Annotated in this window: 16 protein-coding genes; 5 read left to right on the top strand and 11 right to left on the bottom strand. The window is 73.3% G+C overall.

Annotation, left to right across the window (positions count from 1 at the left end):
- Positions 1 to 901, top strand: a 901-nt coding sequence (locus Ade02nite_RS25815) for an ATP-binding cassette domain-containing protein (protein WP_203769065.1), incomplete at its 5' end; no start/stop codon positions are given.
- Here Ade02nite_RS25815 and Ade02nite_RS25810 read toward each other — a convergent pair.
- Positions 838 to 1,644 carry a helix-turn-helix transcriptional regulator gene (locus tag Ade02nite_RS25810; protein WP_203769057.1) on the bottom strand — a complete coding sequence of 269 codons (807 nt, stop codon included), beginning with the start codon at positions 1,642 to 1,644 and terminating at the stop codon, positions 838 to 840. The genes Ade02nite_RS25815 and Ade02nite_RS25810 overlap by 64 nt on opposite strands.
- A gap of 102 nt (positions 1,645 to 1,746) precedes the next feature.
- Here Ade02nite_RS25810 and Ade02nite_RS25805 point away from each other — a divergent pair, with 102 nt between their 5' ends.
- Positions 1,747 to 3,036: an MFS transporter gene (locus tag Ade02nite_RS25805; RefSeq protein WP_203769055.1), complete on the top strand. Its 1,290-nt coding sequence runs from the start codon at positions 1,747 to 1,749 to the stop codon at positions 3,034 to 3,036.
- On the opposite strand, the gene Ade02nite_RS25800 is transcribed toward Ade02nite_RS25805, so the two are convergent.
- The 3 genes from Ade02nite_RS25800 to Ade02nite_RS25790 all read right to left on the bottom strand — a co-directional run bounded on the left by Ade02nite_RS25800 (position 2,993) and on the right by Ade02nite_RS25790 (position 6,886).
- Positions 2,993 to 5,017, bottom strand: coding sequence for a prolyl oligopeptidase family serine peptidase (locus Ade02nite_RS25800; RefSeq protein WP_203769053.1), 2,025 nt, complete (start codon positions 5,015 to 5,017; stop codon positions 2,993 to 2,995). The two genes, Ade02nite_RS25805 and Ade02nite_RS25800, sit on opposite strands and share 44 nt — an antisense overlap.
- Before the next feature lie 90 nt (positions 5,018 to 5,107).
- Positions 5,108 to 5,635 (bottom strand): Uma2 family endonuclease, encoded by a 528-nt coding sequence (locus Ade02nite_RS25795; protein WP_203769045.1) that lies wholly within the window; start codon positions 5,633 to 5,635, stop codon positions 5,108 to 5,110.
- Between the two features lie 69 nt (positions 5,636 to 5,704).
- Positions 5,705 to 6,886, bottom strand: coding sequence for a thiolase family protein (locus tag Ade02nite_RS25790; RefSeq protein ID WP_203769043.1), 1,182 nt, complete (start codon positions 6,884 to 6,886; stop codon positions 5,705 to 5,707).
- Between the two features lie 106 nt (positions 6,887 to 6,992).
- Between Ade02nite_RS25790 and Ade02nite_RS25785 the strand changes: the two genes are divergently transcribed.
- Positions 6,993 to 7,541: a TetR/AcrR family transcriptional regulator gene (locus Ade02nite_RS25785; protein WP_203769041.1), complete on the top strand. Its 549-nt coding sequence runs from the start codon at positions 6,993 to 6,995 to the stop codon at positions 7,539 to 7,541.
- Between the two features lie 33 nt (positions 7,542 to 7,574).
- Here Ade02nite_RS25785 and surE read toward each other — a convergent pair whose 3' ends face one another.
- Both surE and Ade02nite_RS25775 read right to left on the bottom strand, forming a co-directional pair.
- Positions 7,575 to 8,387: a 5'/3'-nucleotidase SurE gene (gene surE / locus Ade02nite_RS25780; RefSeq protein ID WP_203769039.1), complete on the bottom strand. Its 813-nt coding sequence runs from the start codon at positions 8,385 to 8,387 to the stop codon at positions 7,575 to 7,577.
- Positions 8,384 to 9,307: a 1-phosphofructokinase family hexose kinase gene (locus Ade02nite_RS25775; RefSeq protein WP_239169049.1), complete on the bottom strand. Its 924-nt coding sequence runs from the start codon at positions 9,305 to 9,307 to the stop codon at positions 8,384 to 8,386. The genes surE and Ade02nite_RS25775 overlap by 4 nt, the downstream gene beginning before the upstream one ends.
- A gap of 62 nt (positions 9,308 to 9,369) precedes the next feature.
- Here Ade02nite_RS25775 and Ade02nite_RS49555 point away from each other — a divergent pair, with 62 nt between their 5' ends.
- Positions 9,370 to 9,669, top strand: a complete 300-nt coding sequence (locus Ade02nite_RS49555; protein ID WP_239169048.1) for a hypothetical protein — start codon at positions 9,370 to 9,372, stop codon at positions 9,667 to 9,669.
- 169 nt (positions 9,670 to 9,838) lie between these two features.
- On the opposite strand, the gene Ade02nite_RS25765 is transcribed toward Ade02nite_RS49555, so the two are convergent.
- Both Ade02nite_RS25765 and Ade02nite_RS25760 read right to left on the bottom strand, forming a co-directional pair.
- Entirely contained in the window at positions 9,839 to 10,135 is a 297-nt protein-coding gene (locus Ade02nite_RS25765; RefSeq protein WP_203769037.1) for a hypothetical protein, read from the bottom strand.
- A 64-nt stretch (positions 10,136 to 10,199) separates the two neighbouring features.
- Entirely contained in the window at positions 10,200 to 10,865 is a 666-nt protein-coding gene (locus Ade02nite_RS25760) for an NAD(P)-dependent oxidoreductase (RefSeq protein ID WP_203769034.1), read from the bottom strand.
- Positions 10,866 to 10,991: 126 nt separating this feature from the next.
- Between Ade02nite_RS25760 and Ade02nite_RS25755 the strand changes: the two genes are divergently transcribed.
- Positions 10,992 to 11,477 carry a MarR family winged helix-turn-helix transcriptional regulator gene (locus Ade02nite_RS25755; RefSeq protein ID WP_203769032.1) on the top strand — a complete coding sequence of 162 codons (486 nt, stop codon included), beginning with the start codon at positions 10,992 to 10,994 and terminating at the stop codon, positions 11,475 to 11,477.
- Positions 11,478 to 11,486: 9 nt separating this feature from the next.
- Here the strand turns inward: Ade02nite_RS25755 and Ade02nite_RS25750 are convergent, their stop codons facing one another.
- From Ade02nite_RS25750 to Ade02nite_RS25740, 3 genes are read right to left on the bottom strand one after another with little or no spacing between them, the layout of a single operon-like run.
- Positions 11,487 to 12,452 carry a DNA topoisomerase IB gene (locus Ade02nite_RS25750; protein ID WP_203769030.1) on the bottom strand — a complete coding sequence of 322 codons (966 nt, stop codon included), beginning with the start codon at positions 12,450 to 12,452 and terminating at the stop codon, positions 11,487 to 11,489.
- Complete coding sequence (locus Ade02nite_RS25745; RefSeq protein WP_203769028.1) at positions 12,433 to 13,341, bottom strand: glycosyltransferase family 9 protein; 909 nt, start codon at positions 13,339 to 13,341, stop codon at positions 12,433 to 12,435. Before Ade02nite_RS25745 ends, Ade02nite_RS25750 begins: the two co-directional genes overlap by 20 nt.
- The gene (locus Ade02nite_RS25740) at positions 13,338 to 14,018 is read right to left on the bottom strand and encodes an SDR family oxidoreductase (RefSeq protein ID WP_203769026.1); all 681 of its coding nucleotides are present in this window, start codon (positions 14,016 to 14,018) and stop codon (positions 13,338 to 13,340) included. Before Ade02nite_RS25740 ends, Ade02nite_RS25745 begins: the two co-directional genes overlap by 4 nt.
- Between the last annotated feature and the right edge of the window lie 80 nt (positions 14,019 to 14,098).

The following is a 14,098-nucleotide window of genomic DNA, read 5'->3' as shown; positions in this document are numbered from 1 at the left end:
TACATTCCCCGCCGCCGGAGATCAGGCCCTCTCGCACGCCGGCACACCCCACGCCGCCGGAGACCAGGCCCTCTCGCACACCGGCACACTCTCCGCCGAGGGCGCGGGAACCGCCGAGCCACAGGACGCGGCTCCCGCCTCCAGCACGGCGACGGGCGTCGGCGGTCTCGGCAGGGGGCTCGGTCGCGGGGTTGGCTTGCGGCTTCGCGGGGTCACCGCGGGCTGGGATTCGCGCCGGGACGGCGTACTCGCGAACCTGGATCTTGACCTAGACGCGGGGAGCCGGGTTGCTGTGGTGGGGCGGTCGGGGTCGGGGAAGTCGACGCTGGCGGCGGTGGTGGCTCGGCTGCTCGATCCGCGGGAGGGGCGGCTGAGTCTGGCGGACGGCACGGATCTGCGGGAGCTGCCGGAGGCCGCTGTGCGGGGACGGATCGTGCTGGTCGGGGACGAGACGGACCATGTGTTCGCGTCTACCGTGCGGGAGAACCTGCGGCTGGCAAGGCCGGGCGCGGCCGATGAGGAGTTGCGGGCGGTGCTGGAACGGGTGCGGCTCGGTGACTGGCTCGACGGGCTGCCGGACGGGCTCGGCACGTGGCTGGGCAGTGGCGGCGCGACCATGTCCGGTGGGCAGGTGAGGCGGTTCGCCACGGCGCGGGCGCTGCTCGCGGACCCGGGGCTGCTGGTGCTCGACGAACCGACCGAAGGGCTGGACGTGGACGTGGCCGGGGCGCTCATGGCGGACCTGCTCGACGCCAGTCACGGGCGTACCGTCCTGTTGCTGACCCACCGCACCGAAGGGCTCGGGCTGGTCGACCGGGTGTTCACCTTGGAGGGTGGTCAGCTCAGGGACGCCAGCAGGCGCAGCGCCGTGGCGGCGGGGGTGTCCGGCTCGGCGGGGTAGGTCATCAGGCGCTGGCCGCTGCCGTCGGGGGACTGGAGGATCTCGAAGTCGAGCGTCAGGTCGCCGACGACGGGGTGGCGCAGGAGCTTGTGGCCGGTGACGCACTCCGCGACCGGGTGGTCGGCCCAGAGGCGCGCGAACTCGTCGCTGCGGACGCAGAGCTCGCCGATCAGCTCGGTGAGGGCGCGGTCGCCGGGATGCCGCCCGGCGACCAGCCGCAGCGACGCCACGGCGCGACAGGCCTCGGTGTGCCAGTCGGGGTAGAGGTCGCGGGTGTGCGGGTCGAGGAAGAGCAGGCGGGCCAGGTTGACCCCGGGCCTTGTCTCGTGGAAGGCCAGCAGGGCGCGGCCGAGCGGGTTCCAGGCCAGCACGGTGGTGTGCCGGTCGACGAGGACCGCCGGCACGTCCGGCATCGCGTTCAGCAGGCGCACCAGGGCGGCGCGGGGCGCGGCGAGAGGCGCGGGGCGGGGGCCCTCGAAGAGCTCGGCCAGATGGAAGAGGTGGGCGCGCTCGTCGGCGGACAGGCGCAGCGCGCGGGCCAGGGCCTCGATGACCGAGGCGGAGGCGTGGCGGCTCTGGCCCTGCTCCAGCCGCATGTAGTAGGTGTGGCTCACCCCGGCCAGCTGGGCCAGTTCCTCGCGCCGGAGCCCGGGCACGCGCCGGTGGCCGTACGAGACGAGCCCTGCCTCGGCGGGCGTGAGCCGGGCGCGGCGGGTGCGCAGGAAAGCCCCGAGTTCGTTCACCCGGTCATCGTCGCTCGCCGGGAAGCGCCGTGCCTATCCCTGCCGGTGCTAGTCACATCCGAGGGCTCCCACCCGCGCGCCGCCGGGCGGACCGTCGTGGCCATGACGAACACGAAGCGCGCCGCGATGGCGGTGCTGCTGACCGCGAGCTTCACGCTGGCGGTCGACTTCTCCATCCTCAACGTGGCCCTGCCCGCGATCGGGCGCGACGTCGGGCTGCCGCTCGGCCGGCTCCCGTGGGTGACGACGGCGTTCGCGCTCTGCGCCGCGGGATTCACCCTGCTGTTCGGCCGGCTCGCCGATATCGCCGGCCGCCGCCGGACGTTCCTGGCCGGCATGGCGGCGCTGGGCGTCTCGTCGCTGGTGGGTGGCCTCGCCCAGACCGCGGAGGTGTTGCTGGCCGCGCGCGTGGTGCAGGGCCTCGCCACGGCGGCGGTGACCCCGGCGGCGCTCGCGCTGCTCACCACACTGTTCCCGGCCGGGCCGGCACGGGATCGGGCGCTGGGACTCAACGGCGCCCTGATGGCCGCCGGCTTCACCACGGGTGCCGTGCTGGGCGGGGTGCTGACCGGCCTGCTGAGCTGGCGGTGGGCGTTCTTCCTCAACGTCGCGGTCGCGGCGGTGGTCCTGGTCGCGGCGCCGGTTCTGATCGATGACGTACGCCCGGAGCACCGTCCCCGCATCGACTGGGCCGGCGCCGTCACGGTGACGGGCGGACTGCTCGCGCTGGTGCACGGATGGCTGCCGGTCGGCGTCCTGCTGCTCGGGGTGTTCTGGTTCGTCGAGCGGAAGGTGGCGCAGCCGCTGGTGCCGGTCCGGGTGCTGCGATCGCGCGGCGTGGGCTGGGGCAATCTCGCCGGGCTGCTCGCGTTCGCCACCGAGACGTCGCTGGTGTTCGTCCTGACGATCCATCTGCAGGACGTTCTCGGGTATTCGCCGCTGAAGGCGGGGCTGGCGTTCGCCGCCCTGGGGCTGGGCACGGTCGCCGGCGGGATGGCGGCGCCCCGGGTGATCGCCAGGATCGGGGCGCGCGGCGCCCTCGCCGGTGGCTTCGTCGCGCAGGCGGCGGCCACCCTGCCCCTCGTCCTGCTGGGGCCGGACCGGCCGTGGCTGCTGGCGCTGACCTTCGCCGGCGGGGTGGCCAACCTGGTCGCGATCGTCGCGTTCATGGTGACCGTGACGAACGCCCTTCCCCTCGCCGACCAGGGCCTGGCGACAGGGCTGGCGACCATGAGCCAGCAGGTCGGCATCACGGTCGGCACGCCGGTGATGGCGGCCGTGCTCGCCGGCGGCTTCGTCCCGGCGGTCGCGGCCAACGCCGCCGTGGCGCTCGCCGCGGGCGTGCTGTTCAGCTTCGCAGTGCCTCCTGCAAGAACCGCAGTTGCGGCGTGAGCAGATCGACGTCCGGGGGCATGTGGCTGGCGCCGGGGAGCGGGAGCACGGTGTGCGGCTTCCCGGCGGCCAGCAGGGCGGCGGAGAAGCGCATCGTGTGGACCGGGTACACGTTGTCGTCGGCGAGGCCGTGGATGAGCATCAGCGGGCGTTCGAGCTTGGCGGCGTCGCGCAGGACCGAGGCGTTCTCGTACGGGGTCGGGTCGGCGCGCGGATCGCCCAGGTAGCGCTCCTGCCAATGGGTGTCGTACAGGAACTCGTCGGTGACCGGGGCGCCCGCCACGGCGGCGTGGAAGACGTCGGGGCGGCGCAGGACGGCGAGCGCGGCCAGGGTGCCGCCGGCCGACCAGCCGCGGATGCCGACGCGGGACAGGTCGAGCTCCGGGTAGAGCGCGGCCACCGTGCGCAGCGCCTCGACCTGGTCCTCGACGAGCATGTCGGAGTTGTCGCCGTACGCCTCCTTCTCCCAGCGCGGCCCCCGGCCCGGGGTGCCACGGCCGTCCGCGACGATCACGGCGAAGCCCTGGTCGGCGAACCACTGCGAGACGTAGTAGCTGCCACGGTGGGCGACGGCGCGTTGCATGGCCGTGCCGCCGTACGGATCCATCAGGACCGGCAGCCGCTCACCGCGCTGCCACACAGCCGGGAAGAGGACGGCCGTCCGCAACTCACGCTTTCCGGCGCGGAGCAGGGACACTTTCGGTACGACGGGCGAGCTCACCGACAGATCCGCGATCGTACGGGTGCCGAAGCGCACCGACGAGCCGTCCAGCCGGTCCGAGACGACCACGGTCGCGCCGCCGGCCCGGACACCGGTGTGCACGCCGGCGGCCGTGGTGAGCTGCCGCAGACCGTCCGCAGTGGACCAGGTCCACAGGTGCAGCTCGGTCGGCTCGTCGGCCGCGGCGAAGAGCACGGTGTCGCCGTCGACCGAGAGAACCTCGGCGACCTGCAGGCCGGCCGGGGTGACCGGCTCACCGGCGACCGTCAGGTGGCGGGTGTCCCCGCGGTCCTCGGTCCACACCAGCGAGCCGCTGTCGGTGCGCCGCGGCACGCCCGGCACGATCTGGGTCCAGGCGTCGTCCACGGCCTCGGCGATCGTCGAGGTGGCGCCCGTCCCCGGATCGACGTCGAGGACCCGCAGGACGGTCTGCGGCCTGTTCTGCGTCACCGCCAGGAGGCCGTGCCCGTCCCAGACGACGTCGACGAGATATTCGTACTCCGCCTCGACATCGACCCGCTGCCCGGCCAGGTCGTAGACGTGCAGAGTGACGACGGCGTTGGCGGTGCCCGCACGCGGGTAGCGCTGCGCGGTGGGCGGCTCCTGCGGGTTGGCGGGATCGCTGAGATACCAGATCTCGACGGGCTCGTTGTCCACGCGGGCCACGGCGAGCCGGTCCCCCGACGGCGCCCACCAGAAGCCGCGCATGCGTTCCATCGACTCGCCGGCGACGTGCTCGGCCAGCCCGTACGTGACGTCGTCCTTCTCGGGAGTGGCGAGCGCGCGGTCGCCCTGGCCGTCCGCGCCGATCAGCCGCAGCTCGCCGTCGTGCACATAGGCGACCGTGGTGCCGTCCGGGCTGATCGTGGCGTCCTCCACCGGCGCCTTGGCGGGCAGCGGCGCGACGTGCCCGCTGTCGACGTCGACGACGAAGAGCTGCTGGTCGGCCGTGAACGCCACCCGGCGTACGGCCCGATCGGCGCTGTAGGCCGAAATGCCCGACGACCTGTCGCGCGCCCTCTCGCGCCGTGCCCGTTCTTGCGCGGAGAGCGCCTTCTCCCCCGGCGTGGCCGGATCGGCGAGAAGCCGCTCCTCACCACCGTCGAGGTCGGCGCTCCACAGGCGCAGCACCGGATCCTCCCCGCCGAGGCTGCGCAGGAAGAGCACCCGTCGCCCCTCGGGCCCGACCGTGAACCGCCGCGGGCGGCCCAGCGAGAAGCCCTGTGTACGCCCCACGAGCCGCGGAAAATCGACAAGCATGCCGCCAGTCATACCGTATGAGGTCCAGAGCGGACAGCGTCGGCGTTGTCCACAGGGCTTGCGCGCCGTTGTGCGCTTTCAGGACCGGGCTCAGAGCCGGCCGAGATCGACCTCGATCGCGAACGGTGCGGTCAGCCTGACGACGCCGGTGAAGATCTCGCCATCGCGGTAGCAGCCGGCCCCCGGGTCGAGAACGTAGGTGTAGACGATGGGCACACCGGTGGCGGCCTGCTCGACACGCCAGGAGAACGGGATGCCGGCTCTCGCGTACTGGTCCGCCTTGACGATCCTGTCGGAGCCGGGAGAGACGACCTCGACCACGAGAAGCACGTGCTCGGGTCGTGTCGGGGTGATGTCGAGGGTGTCCGCCCGGTAGACGACTACGTCGGGGCGGCGATTGTTCAGCGGCACGTCCTGAAGCCGGACGTCGACGTCGGTGTCAGCGTTCCAGTCCGGCCCCGCGGCGGCGTCCAGGGCGTTCGCCAGGAGCCGGGCCAGGCGGTTGTGCCGCTTCGACGGGACCGGCCGCGCGACGACCATCCCGTCCACGACCTCGACGTCCGCGCTCTGCTCGGCTGTCCACGTGGCGTACTGCTGGGCCGTGACTGGCTCGTGCATCCAGGCCCTTCGCGGGAGGCGATCGGCTGCCGACCGCACCCTACCGTGGCACAGCCGGCAAGCCGCGGGTCAGGGCAGGCGTTCGATGATGGTGGCGTTGGCGGTGCCGCCCGCCTCGCACATGGTTTGCAGGCCGTAGCGGCCGCCGGTGCGTTCCAGGACGTTCAGGAGGGTGGTGGCCAGGCGGGCACCGCTGGCGCCCAGGGGGTGGCCGATGGCTGTGGCGCCGCCGTCCACATTGACCTTTCCGGGGTCGGCGCACGTTTCGGCCTGCCAGGCCAGCACTACCGAGGTGAAGGCCTCGTTCACCTCGTACGCGTCGATGTCGTCGATGGTCAGGCCGGCTCGGGCCAGGACCTTGGCGGTGGCGGGGATGATGCCGGTCAGCATCATGACGGGGTCGTCGCCGACGGCGGTGGCGGTGTGGACGCGGGCCCGGGGGCGCCAGCCGTGGCGGGCGGCGGTGGCGCTGGTGGTGAGCAGCAGGGCCGCGGCGCCGTCGTTGACGGGGCTGGAGTTGCCGGCGGTGACCTTCCAGTCGATGGCGCCGAAGCGCTGCTCCCAGCGCGGGTCCGCGAAGGCGGTGCGCAGGCCGGCGAGGGTTTCGACGGTGGTGCCGGGGCGGATGGTCTCGTCGACGGCGAGCGACGTGGGCCGGGTGATCTGGCTGTCGAAGTGACCGGCACGCCACGCCGCGGCGGCGCGCTGGTGGCTGGTGGCGGCGAAGTCGTCGAGCTGGGCGCGGGTGAAGCCCCATTTGCGGGCGATCAGTTCGGCGCTGACGCCCTGCGGGATCAGGCCGCCGTAGCGCTCGGCGACGGCCGGGCCGCCCACCAGGGCGCGGGTGCCGTCGACGTACGCGGAGCTGCCGATCGGGACGCGCGACATCGACTCGGCGCCGGAGGCGACGACCAGGTCGTACGCGCCGGAGATGAGGCCCTGGGCGGCGAAGCTCAGCGCCTGCTGGCTGCTGCCGCACTGCCGGTCGACGGTCACGCCGGGCACCGACTCGGGGAAGCCGGCGGCGAGCACGGCCATCCGGGTGGCGTTGGTGCTCTGCTCGCCGACCTGGCCGACCGTGCCGCCGATGACGTCGTCGATCTCGGCGGGGTCGAGTCCCGGGTTGCGCTCGACGAGCGCCTTCAGCACGTGCGCGTGCAGGTCGACGGGGTGGATCGCGTGGTAGGCGCCGCCGGGCTTGCCCTTGGCGACCGGGGTTCGCACCGCGTCGACGATGACGGCGTCTCGCATGGACCGACCTCCCAGTGATTACGGACCGACCGGTCCGATAGTCACCCACAGGGACGGCCGGCGTCAACAGGCTGGCGGACCGAGTGGTCCGATAAACTCGGCAGCCATGGCGCGGACGGAAGACCCCTCGGGACGAGAGCGCATCCTGTCGGTGGCGGCGGAGCTGTTCTACACGCGCGGCGTGCGGGCGGTCGGGCTGGCCGAGGTGATCCAGGCGGCGGGCTGCGGCAAGAACATGCTCTACCGGCACTTCCCCGGCAAGCCGGCACTGGTCGCCGCCTACCTGACCCGGGCACGCCAGGAGCGCGAGGCCGCGACCACGGCCGCCCTGACGGGCGCACCGCGAGACCAGCTGGTCGCGCTGATCGCCGAGACGGCCGATTGGGTACGGCGGCGCGCGTACCACGGCTGCGCGTTCCGGAACTACCTCGCCGAGTCCCCGTTCCGGCGCGGCGACGACGAGGCCACCGCGCTGGCGCACGCTTATGTGCGCGACAGCCGTACGCGCATCGAAGATCTCGTGGCGGAGCTCGGCGGCCCGCCGTCGCTGGCGGACCGGCTGTGGCTGCTGCTCGACAGCCTCTACAGCGACACGGGGCCGGAACCGTCGGTCGCGGTGGCGTGGGCGCGGGAACTGGTTGCCGACCGCCGGTAGAGCTGGTGCTCGCGATCCCGGTGACCGCCCCCGCTACGACGAGCGGCGCTGCGCCGGCAGCCGTACGCCGCTGATCTCGCTCGGCGGCCGGATCGCGGTCACCGTCGCGTAGCCCTCGGCCAGCAGGGCGATGTCCGAGCCCGGCACCAGCGGCTCCCCCGTCTTCTCGATGGCCGTGCGGACGAAGCCTTCACCGCTCTCCGCGAGCGCCATCTGCGCCTGCCCGAACGGCGCGAGTGTCGCCTCGCGCAGGCCCGCGACCTCGTCGAGCGACCGGTCGGGCACGTTCAGGTTGAGCACGGTGCCGGCCGGCGCCTCCGTGAGCCAGTCGAGCAGGTCCGCCGCGGTGCGGGCCGCGGTCTCCCAGTGGAGCACCGAGTCGTCGGGGACGACGATCGCCGCTCCCCCGCTGGCCGTCGCGTCCACATCGGAGGGACTGAGGACGTCGAGGGACACGGCCATCGCGCGCACCCGGTCGTTCGCCGCGGTCAGGGCCGCGCCCACGGTGCCCGAGTGCAGGACCGCCCGGCCCGCGTTCGCGCCCCGGTTGATGCCCGACAGCACGAGATCCGGCGGTTCCCCGAAGACGCCCAGACCCGCGAGAACCGTGATGTACGCGGGCGACGCCGTCACCCCGTACGCGACGAGGTCCTGCCAGTCGTGGCGCTCGACGACGATCCGGCCCTCCGAGGTGACGGCCGTCAGCGCCGCGCTCATGCCGCTGGCCTCCTCGCGCGGGGCGGCCACCACCACGTCGTACCCGGCCTCGTGGGCGGCGAGCGCGAGCGCGCGGATGCCGGGAGCGCGCACGCCGTCGTCGTTGGTGACGAGGATCCGGGCGCTCATCGGAGGTCGTCGAGCCGTACGCGGCCGAACAGCTCGCGGATCGCCTCCGCGCGCCCGGTGCCGAGCCCGTGCCGGGTGACGTTGAGGGCGCCCGCCGCCGCGCCGGTCCGCAGCGCGTCCTCGAACGAGCCGCCCTGCGCCAGCACCGCCGCGACCCCGGCCGTCATCGAGTCGCCGGCGCCGCGATGCTCCGTCACCCGCAACGGTGGCGGCTCCACCTCGACCGCGCGCTCCTCGAAGAGCGCGAGCGCCGGGTCGCCCGCCCGGCTGATGAGCACCCCGGCCGCGCCCGACTCGGCGAGCTTGCGGCCCGCCGCGAGCAGCTCGTCCACGCTGTCGTCCGCCGCGCGGCCGTCGTCGATCAGCTCCTCGTGGCTCACCTTCACAAAGAAGACGCCACCTTCGAGTACGGCGGAAAGATGGTCACCCGAGAGGTCGGCCACCACCCGGACGCCGTTGCTCGTCAGGTCCGCCGCCAGCCGTTGGTACACCGCGGGATCCACGACCTCGGGCGACTGCGGTCCACTGAGGACGGCCACCGGCGCGCGCAGGCCCTCGGTGAGCGCCACGCTGTACAGCTCGTCGAGGTCGTGCCGCTCCAACGGCTGCCCGGGATGGTCGGCGATCGACGAGCGGGAGCCCTCGCGGCGGTCGTGCACGTACCAGCCCGTACCGGTGCTCCGGGGCACTGCTCTGAGCCGTACCCCCTGCTCCGCCGCAAGGGAACGCTCCAGGACCTCGCCCGTCTCGCCGCCGACGGCGGCGCACAGCGTGACCGGCACGCCCAGCGCGGCGATCATGCGGGCCTGCCAGACGCCCTGCCCACCGGGGTGGACGTGCAGCTCCGGGCCGGAGGTCTGCTGCTCGATGGTCACGGTCAGGATGGGTGCGGGGGCGAACACCATCACCGGATCGCTCATGGCCGGTTTTCTTACCCAGCGGCGCGCGGGTCAAGCGGCCGCGGCGGAAGCGAGCCTCTCCGGTGGCACGGGACGGCGCCATCCGCGCGACCGCCTCCACGATGGCCCGTTCGCGCGGGTCGTGGTTGCGGCGCACGAACGACCGGTCCAGCTTGAGCTCGTCGAGCGGCAGCCCGGTGAGCAGCGCCGGCGAGGTGTATCCGGATCGCCGCATCGGCCCCGGCCAGCAGGTCGCCCAGGTCGTGGCAGCCGGCCGCGGTGCCGAGCGAGGCTCCGCGGTGATCGGCACGCCGGCGACCTCGGCGAGCCGGCGTCGGTTGCCGAGCCCGGTGAGCGCGTCGTGCAGCGCGAGCGTCTCGTAGCGGCGGCTCAGATGCTCGATGAGCGGCCCGGCCGGCGCGAGCCCGATGCCGCCGTCGTCCAGGTCGACGACGGCCGGGGCGGCCTTCTCGGGCGCGGACCGGGCCAGGCGGGCGCGGGCGGCGTCGTCGAGGGCGGTGCACGATCACCGAGACGGTCACCAGAAGTTCATCACGCCACCCGGGTCAGGCGCAGGTAGTTCTTCCCCATCGCGTGACGAGCGCCACGGGGCTCCACCCGCAGCCGTACGGTCGCGCCGGGCCCCAGGTGGACCGGCAGATCGGGGCTCCCGGTCCAGTCGAGCTCCGCTCGCACGGTGTGCCCGCCCGGCGGCAGCGCGAGCGAGATCTCCCGCCCACAGCGCACGCTGCCCTTGACCACCCCGTCAACCACGATCTTGTACGCCCGCGCGCGGTCGAAGAAGGCTCCGGTGGGCCGCTCGACGGTGAGCGTGGCAATGACGGTCATACCGGCCATGCTCCCATCGCATTCCCGTCTTCGCAGGATTCGCCCGCCCTCTGCGCGGAAGGCTCTAGTAGGCGACCCCGACGGTGTGGCGGACGGTGGCCGGGTCGGTGACGCAGTGGAGCATCTGGTGTGCCACATCGGCGCGCGAGATGGACGTGCCGCCGCGCACGTTGCGGTCGATCGCCGTGCGGTATCGCCCGGTGAACGGCTTGTCGGTCAGGCGCGGCGGCCGGCTCACCGTCCAGTCGAGCCCGGACGCGAAGACGGCGTCCTCCATGCGGGCCAGGTCCGCGTAGTGGGTGCGGAACATCGCCTTGGCGAACCGCGCCCCGAGATGCCGCATGAAGAAGCCGTCCCCCGGGTCGTGCCGCGGCGGATGCGGCCGCTCCGGCGACGGGAACGTGCCCATCGGCGCGGCGCTGACCACGACGAGCCGGGTGGCGCCGGCCTTCTGAGCGGCCTCGATGATCGCCCGGGTGCCCCGCTCGGCGACCCCGGCCTCCGCATGTGACCGGGCGCCCAGCCCGGAGAGGATCGCGTCGGCACCCTGCACGGCCTCGGCGAGCGCGGGCACGTCGGGCCGCGCCAGATCCGCCCGCACGATCCGCACGGACTCACGGATCTTGTCGGGATTGCGAACGACGACGGTGACGTCATGCCCGGCGGCGCTCGCCTGCCGGAGCATCTCCCGCCCGATGCCGCCCGTGGCGGCCACGATGACAAGTCGCACGGTAACCATCCTTCGGCTCTCGAATAATACGGGAACCGTAGCAATTTACTTCGGGAACCGAAAGTTCTTGATGCCGTATTATCTGGAGTCTGAAAACACGCCAGGCGGGCGAGACGGGGCGGCAGGATGAGTGAGGGCACGACGGACCGGCGGCGGGCCAGGCGGCTGGCGACCGGGGTCAAGGACGCCCTCCGTGAGGCCGGCCTTCAGCTCACGCTGCTCAACCATCAGGTGAGCGCCCGGCTGGAGCTGCGCGACGTCGACCTCGACTGCCTCAACCTGATCGGCCGCGACGGCCCGCTCACCCCCGGCGCGCTCGCCAAGGCCGCCGGTCTGCCGCCCGCCACGGTGACCGGCGTCCTCGACCGCCTGGAAAACGCGGGCTGGATCGCCCGCGAGCGCGACGTCACCGACCGCCGCGCCGTGCTGGTGCGCGCCCTGCCCGACCGCGCGGGCGAGGTGCTGGCGCAGTTCCGCGGCATGAACTTCGCCATGGACGACATCTGCGCCGGCTACACCCCGGAGCAGCTCGAGGTCATCGCCGACTTCCTCCGCCGCACCGCGGCCGCGAGCGTCCAGGAAGCCGCCAAGATCGGCCGGCCCCCGGCATAGAGTGACCGCTCAGTCCGTCAGAAGCTTGCGGACCGCGCGCTCGCTAGGGGCGTCGACGACCTCCCCCTCCTCATAAGCCTCGATCACCCGCGGATCCACGTACGAGGCCCTGGCCACCGCCGGCGTGTTGCCCAGCAGCTCGGCCACTTCCTTCATCGCGTGCGAGACCGCCTTCTTGCGTTTCGCCTGCGTGGGCTGCGGGCCGGCCTCGGCCAGCTCGGTGGCCGCCTTCACCGTGCCGTGCCAGGTGCGGAAGTCCTTCGCCGTCATCTTCTCGCCGCTGATCTCGCGGAGGTAGTCGTTGATCTCGTCGGCGTGGACGTCGTGCCAGCGGCGGCCCTCGTAGTAGGCGAAGAGCCGGTTGTCGCCCCGGCGGCGGCGTTTCAGGTCGCGGAGGACGGCGCAGACCTCGCCGTCGTTGACCGAGCCGGAGTGTTCGACGCCCGATTTGCCGGTGAACTCCATCAGGACGCAGCCGCCGCTGGTGCGGATGTGCTCGGGCTTGAGGGTGGACAGGCCGAAGGACGGGTCCTCCTCGCGGACCGCGTACTGGTCGCTGCCGATGCGGAACATGTTCATGTCGAGCAGGGACACGATCGCCGCGAGGACGCGGGAGCGGGTCAGGCCGCGGCCTTGCGTCAGGTCGGCGCGGAGGCGGTCGCGGATCTTCGGCAGGCGGGCGGCGACCTCCAGCGCGTGGTCGAACTTCTCCTCGTCGCGGGCCGTGCGCCAGGCGTCGTGGTAGCGGTACTGCTTGCGGCCGGCCGCGTCGACGCCGGTGGCCTGGATGTGGCCGCGCGGGTCCGGTGAGATCCACACGTCCTTCCAGGCGGGCGGGATGACCAGGGCCTTGATGCGCTCGATCTCGTCCTGGTCGTGCAGCGTGGAGCCGTCCGTGTCCAGGTAGGTGAAGCCCTTGCCGGCCCGCCGCCTGCCGTAGCCGGGCCTGCTCAGGTCAGAGCGCCGCAGCCGCATCGAGCACCTCGCCGGTCGTCACCGCGAGCAGGGCCGGATGCACGCCCGGCTCCATGCTGTCGCCCGGCTCGCTCCGGGTGCCGTGCCAGATGGCGCGGTGGTACGGGCGCGCGGGCGGTCCCCAGCGCGCCGGCGACATCGGGCCGAACAGCACGACCGACGGTGTCCCGTACGCGGAGGCCAGATGCGCGATGCCCGTGTCACCGCTGATCAGCAGCCGGGCGTGGGCGACGAGGCCCGCGAGCTCGGCCAGTTCGGTACGCGGCACCGCCGTCTCCGGCAGCCCCGCCAGCTCCGCCACGCGCAGGGCGAGCGGGCGCTCCGCCGCCGAACCCGTGATCACCACCCGGTGACCCCGCCCGGCGAGCTCGGCCGCGACCGTCGCGAAGCGGTCCGCGGGCCAGCGGCGCGACGGCGACTTCGCGCCCGGGTGGATGATCGTCACGCCGCGCGGCACGTCGGCGGAGGGCACGGCCAGCGACAGGTCGCCCTCGTCCGCGGGCACGCCGTAGTGGCGCAGCAGCCGGCACCAGCGATGCACCTCGTGCTCCTCTTCGATCCAGGTCGGACCGTCGAGATGCCCGGCTTCGGCGTTCGCAAACGCCCACAGCTTCGCCGGATGTGCCGCTTGCAGCAATCGGTGCGACTCCGGGCCGCTGCCGTGCAGGTTGAGGCCGACCTCGGGGCCGTCGACCGGCCACGTCCGCGGGCCGAGGCCGTCCGTGGCGATCACCTCGTCCACGGCCCCGGTCAGCTCGATCAGCGGGGTGAGCCAGGCGGGTGCGGCGAGCGCCAGCTCGCGCCCGGGGAAGGCGCCGCGGAGCCCGCGCAGGGCGGGCACCGCGGTCGCCAGATCGCCGACGCCGAGGGCGCGCAGGGCGAGGATCACGGGTACGAGGTCTCCTGCTCCGCGGCGATGACCAGTTCCCGCACCGCGCACCCGGCCGGCTGGGACAGGGCGAACATGATGGCGTTCGCGACGTTCGCCGGGTCGTTGAGGATCGCGTCCGGGCCCGGCTTGTACTGCTCGACGCGGTCGTCGAAGAACTTCGTCCGCATGCCGCCCGGGATGACCAGGGTGACGTTGACCTGGCCGGCCAGCTCGGCGGAGAGCGCGCGGGTGAAGCCGACGACGCCGAACTTCGCGGCGCAGTAGGCGGTGGCGTCGCTGACCGCCTTGATGCCCAGCGTCGACGAGACCGTGACGACACCGCCGTGCGACTCCTTGAGCGCCGGCAGCGCCGCCCGGATCACGGCGGCCGTGGAGAGCAGGTCGATGGTGACGATCCGGTCCCAGACGTCGCCCGGGATGTCGGCGAGCGCGCCCGGGACGTCCATGCCGGCCGCGGTCACGACCCCGTCGATGGTGCCGCCGGCCTCCTCGATCGCCCGCCGGGTGGCGGCCTCGGCCGCGCGGGTGTCGGCGAGGTCGCACTCGATCCACGGCACGCCCTCCTGGGGCGCCTGCCGGTCGATGACGAACGGGCGGCCGCCCGCCTTGGCCACCGCGTCCACGACGGCGGCGCCGAGCCCGCTCGAGCCGCCGGTAACGATCACTGCGTCCATGTGCTTACCTCCGGGAAGTCGCGGCAGACGCCGCGCCGATGGGATGGTGCGGCAGAAGCGCCGTTGGGATGGCGCGGCGA

It is taken from the genome of Paractinoplanes deccanensis, assembly GCF_016862115.1.
Taxonomy (GTDB): Bacteria; Actinomycetota; Actinomycetes; order Mycobacteriales; family Micromonosporaceae; genus Actinoplanes; species Actinoplanes deccanensis.
This window is presented reverse-complemented; position numbering and strand designations above follow the sequence as displayed.

What these genes read in the sequence shown, in the direction of transcription:
- Ade02nite_RS25805 (WP_203769055.1), top strand. Translation starts at nt 1,747, where the DNA reads ATGACGAACACGAAGCGCGCCGCGATGGCGGTGCTGCTGACCGCGAGC.
- Ade02nite_RS25790 (WP_203769043.1), bottom strand. Translation starts at nt 6,886, where the DNA reads ATGCGAGACGCCGTCATCGTCGACGCGGTGCGAACCCCGGTCGCCAAG.
- Ade02nite_RS25785 (WP_203769041.1), top strand. Translation starts at nt 6,993, where the DNA reads ATGGCGCGGACGGAAGACCCCTCGGGACGAGAGCGCATCCTGTCGGTG.
- Ade02nite_RS25765 (WP_203769037.1), bottom strand. Translation starts at nt 10,135, where the DNA reads ATGACCGTCATTGCCACGCTCACCGTCGAGCGGCCCACCGGAGCCTTC.
- Ade02nite_RS25795 (WP_203769045.1), bottom strand. Translation starts at nt 5,635, where the DNA reads ATGCACGAGCCAGTCACGGCCCAGCAGTACGCCACGTGGACAGCCGAG.
- Ade02nite_RS25750 (WP_203769030.1), bottom strand. Translation starts at nt 12,452, where the DNA reads ATGCGGCTGCGGCGCTCTGACCTGAGCAGGCCCGGCTACGGCAGGCGG.
- Ade02nite_RS25740 (WP_203769026.1), bottom strand. Translation starts at nt 14,018, where the DNA reads ATGGACGCAGTGATCGTTACCGGCGGCTCGAGCGGGCTCGGCGCCGCC.
- Ade02nite_RS25775 (WP_239169049.1), bottom strand. Translation starts at nt 9,307, where the DNA reads ATGAGCGATCCGGTGATGGTGTTCGCCCCCGCACCCATCCTGACCGTG.
- Ade02nite_RS25800 (WP_203769053.1), bottom strand. Translation starts at nt 5,017, where the DNA reads ATGCTTGTCGATTTTCCGCGGCTCGTGGGGCGTACACAGGGCTTCTCG.
- surE (WP_203769039.1), bottom strand. Translation starts at nt 8,387, where the DNA reads ATGAGCGCCCGGATCCTCGTCACCAACGACGACGGCGTGCGCGCTCCC.
- Ade02nite_RS25755 (WP_203769032.1), top strand. Translation starts at nt 10,992, where the DNA reads ATGAGTGAGGGCACGACGGACCGGCGGCGGGCCAGGCGGCTGGCGACC.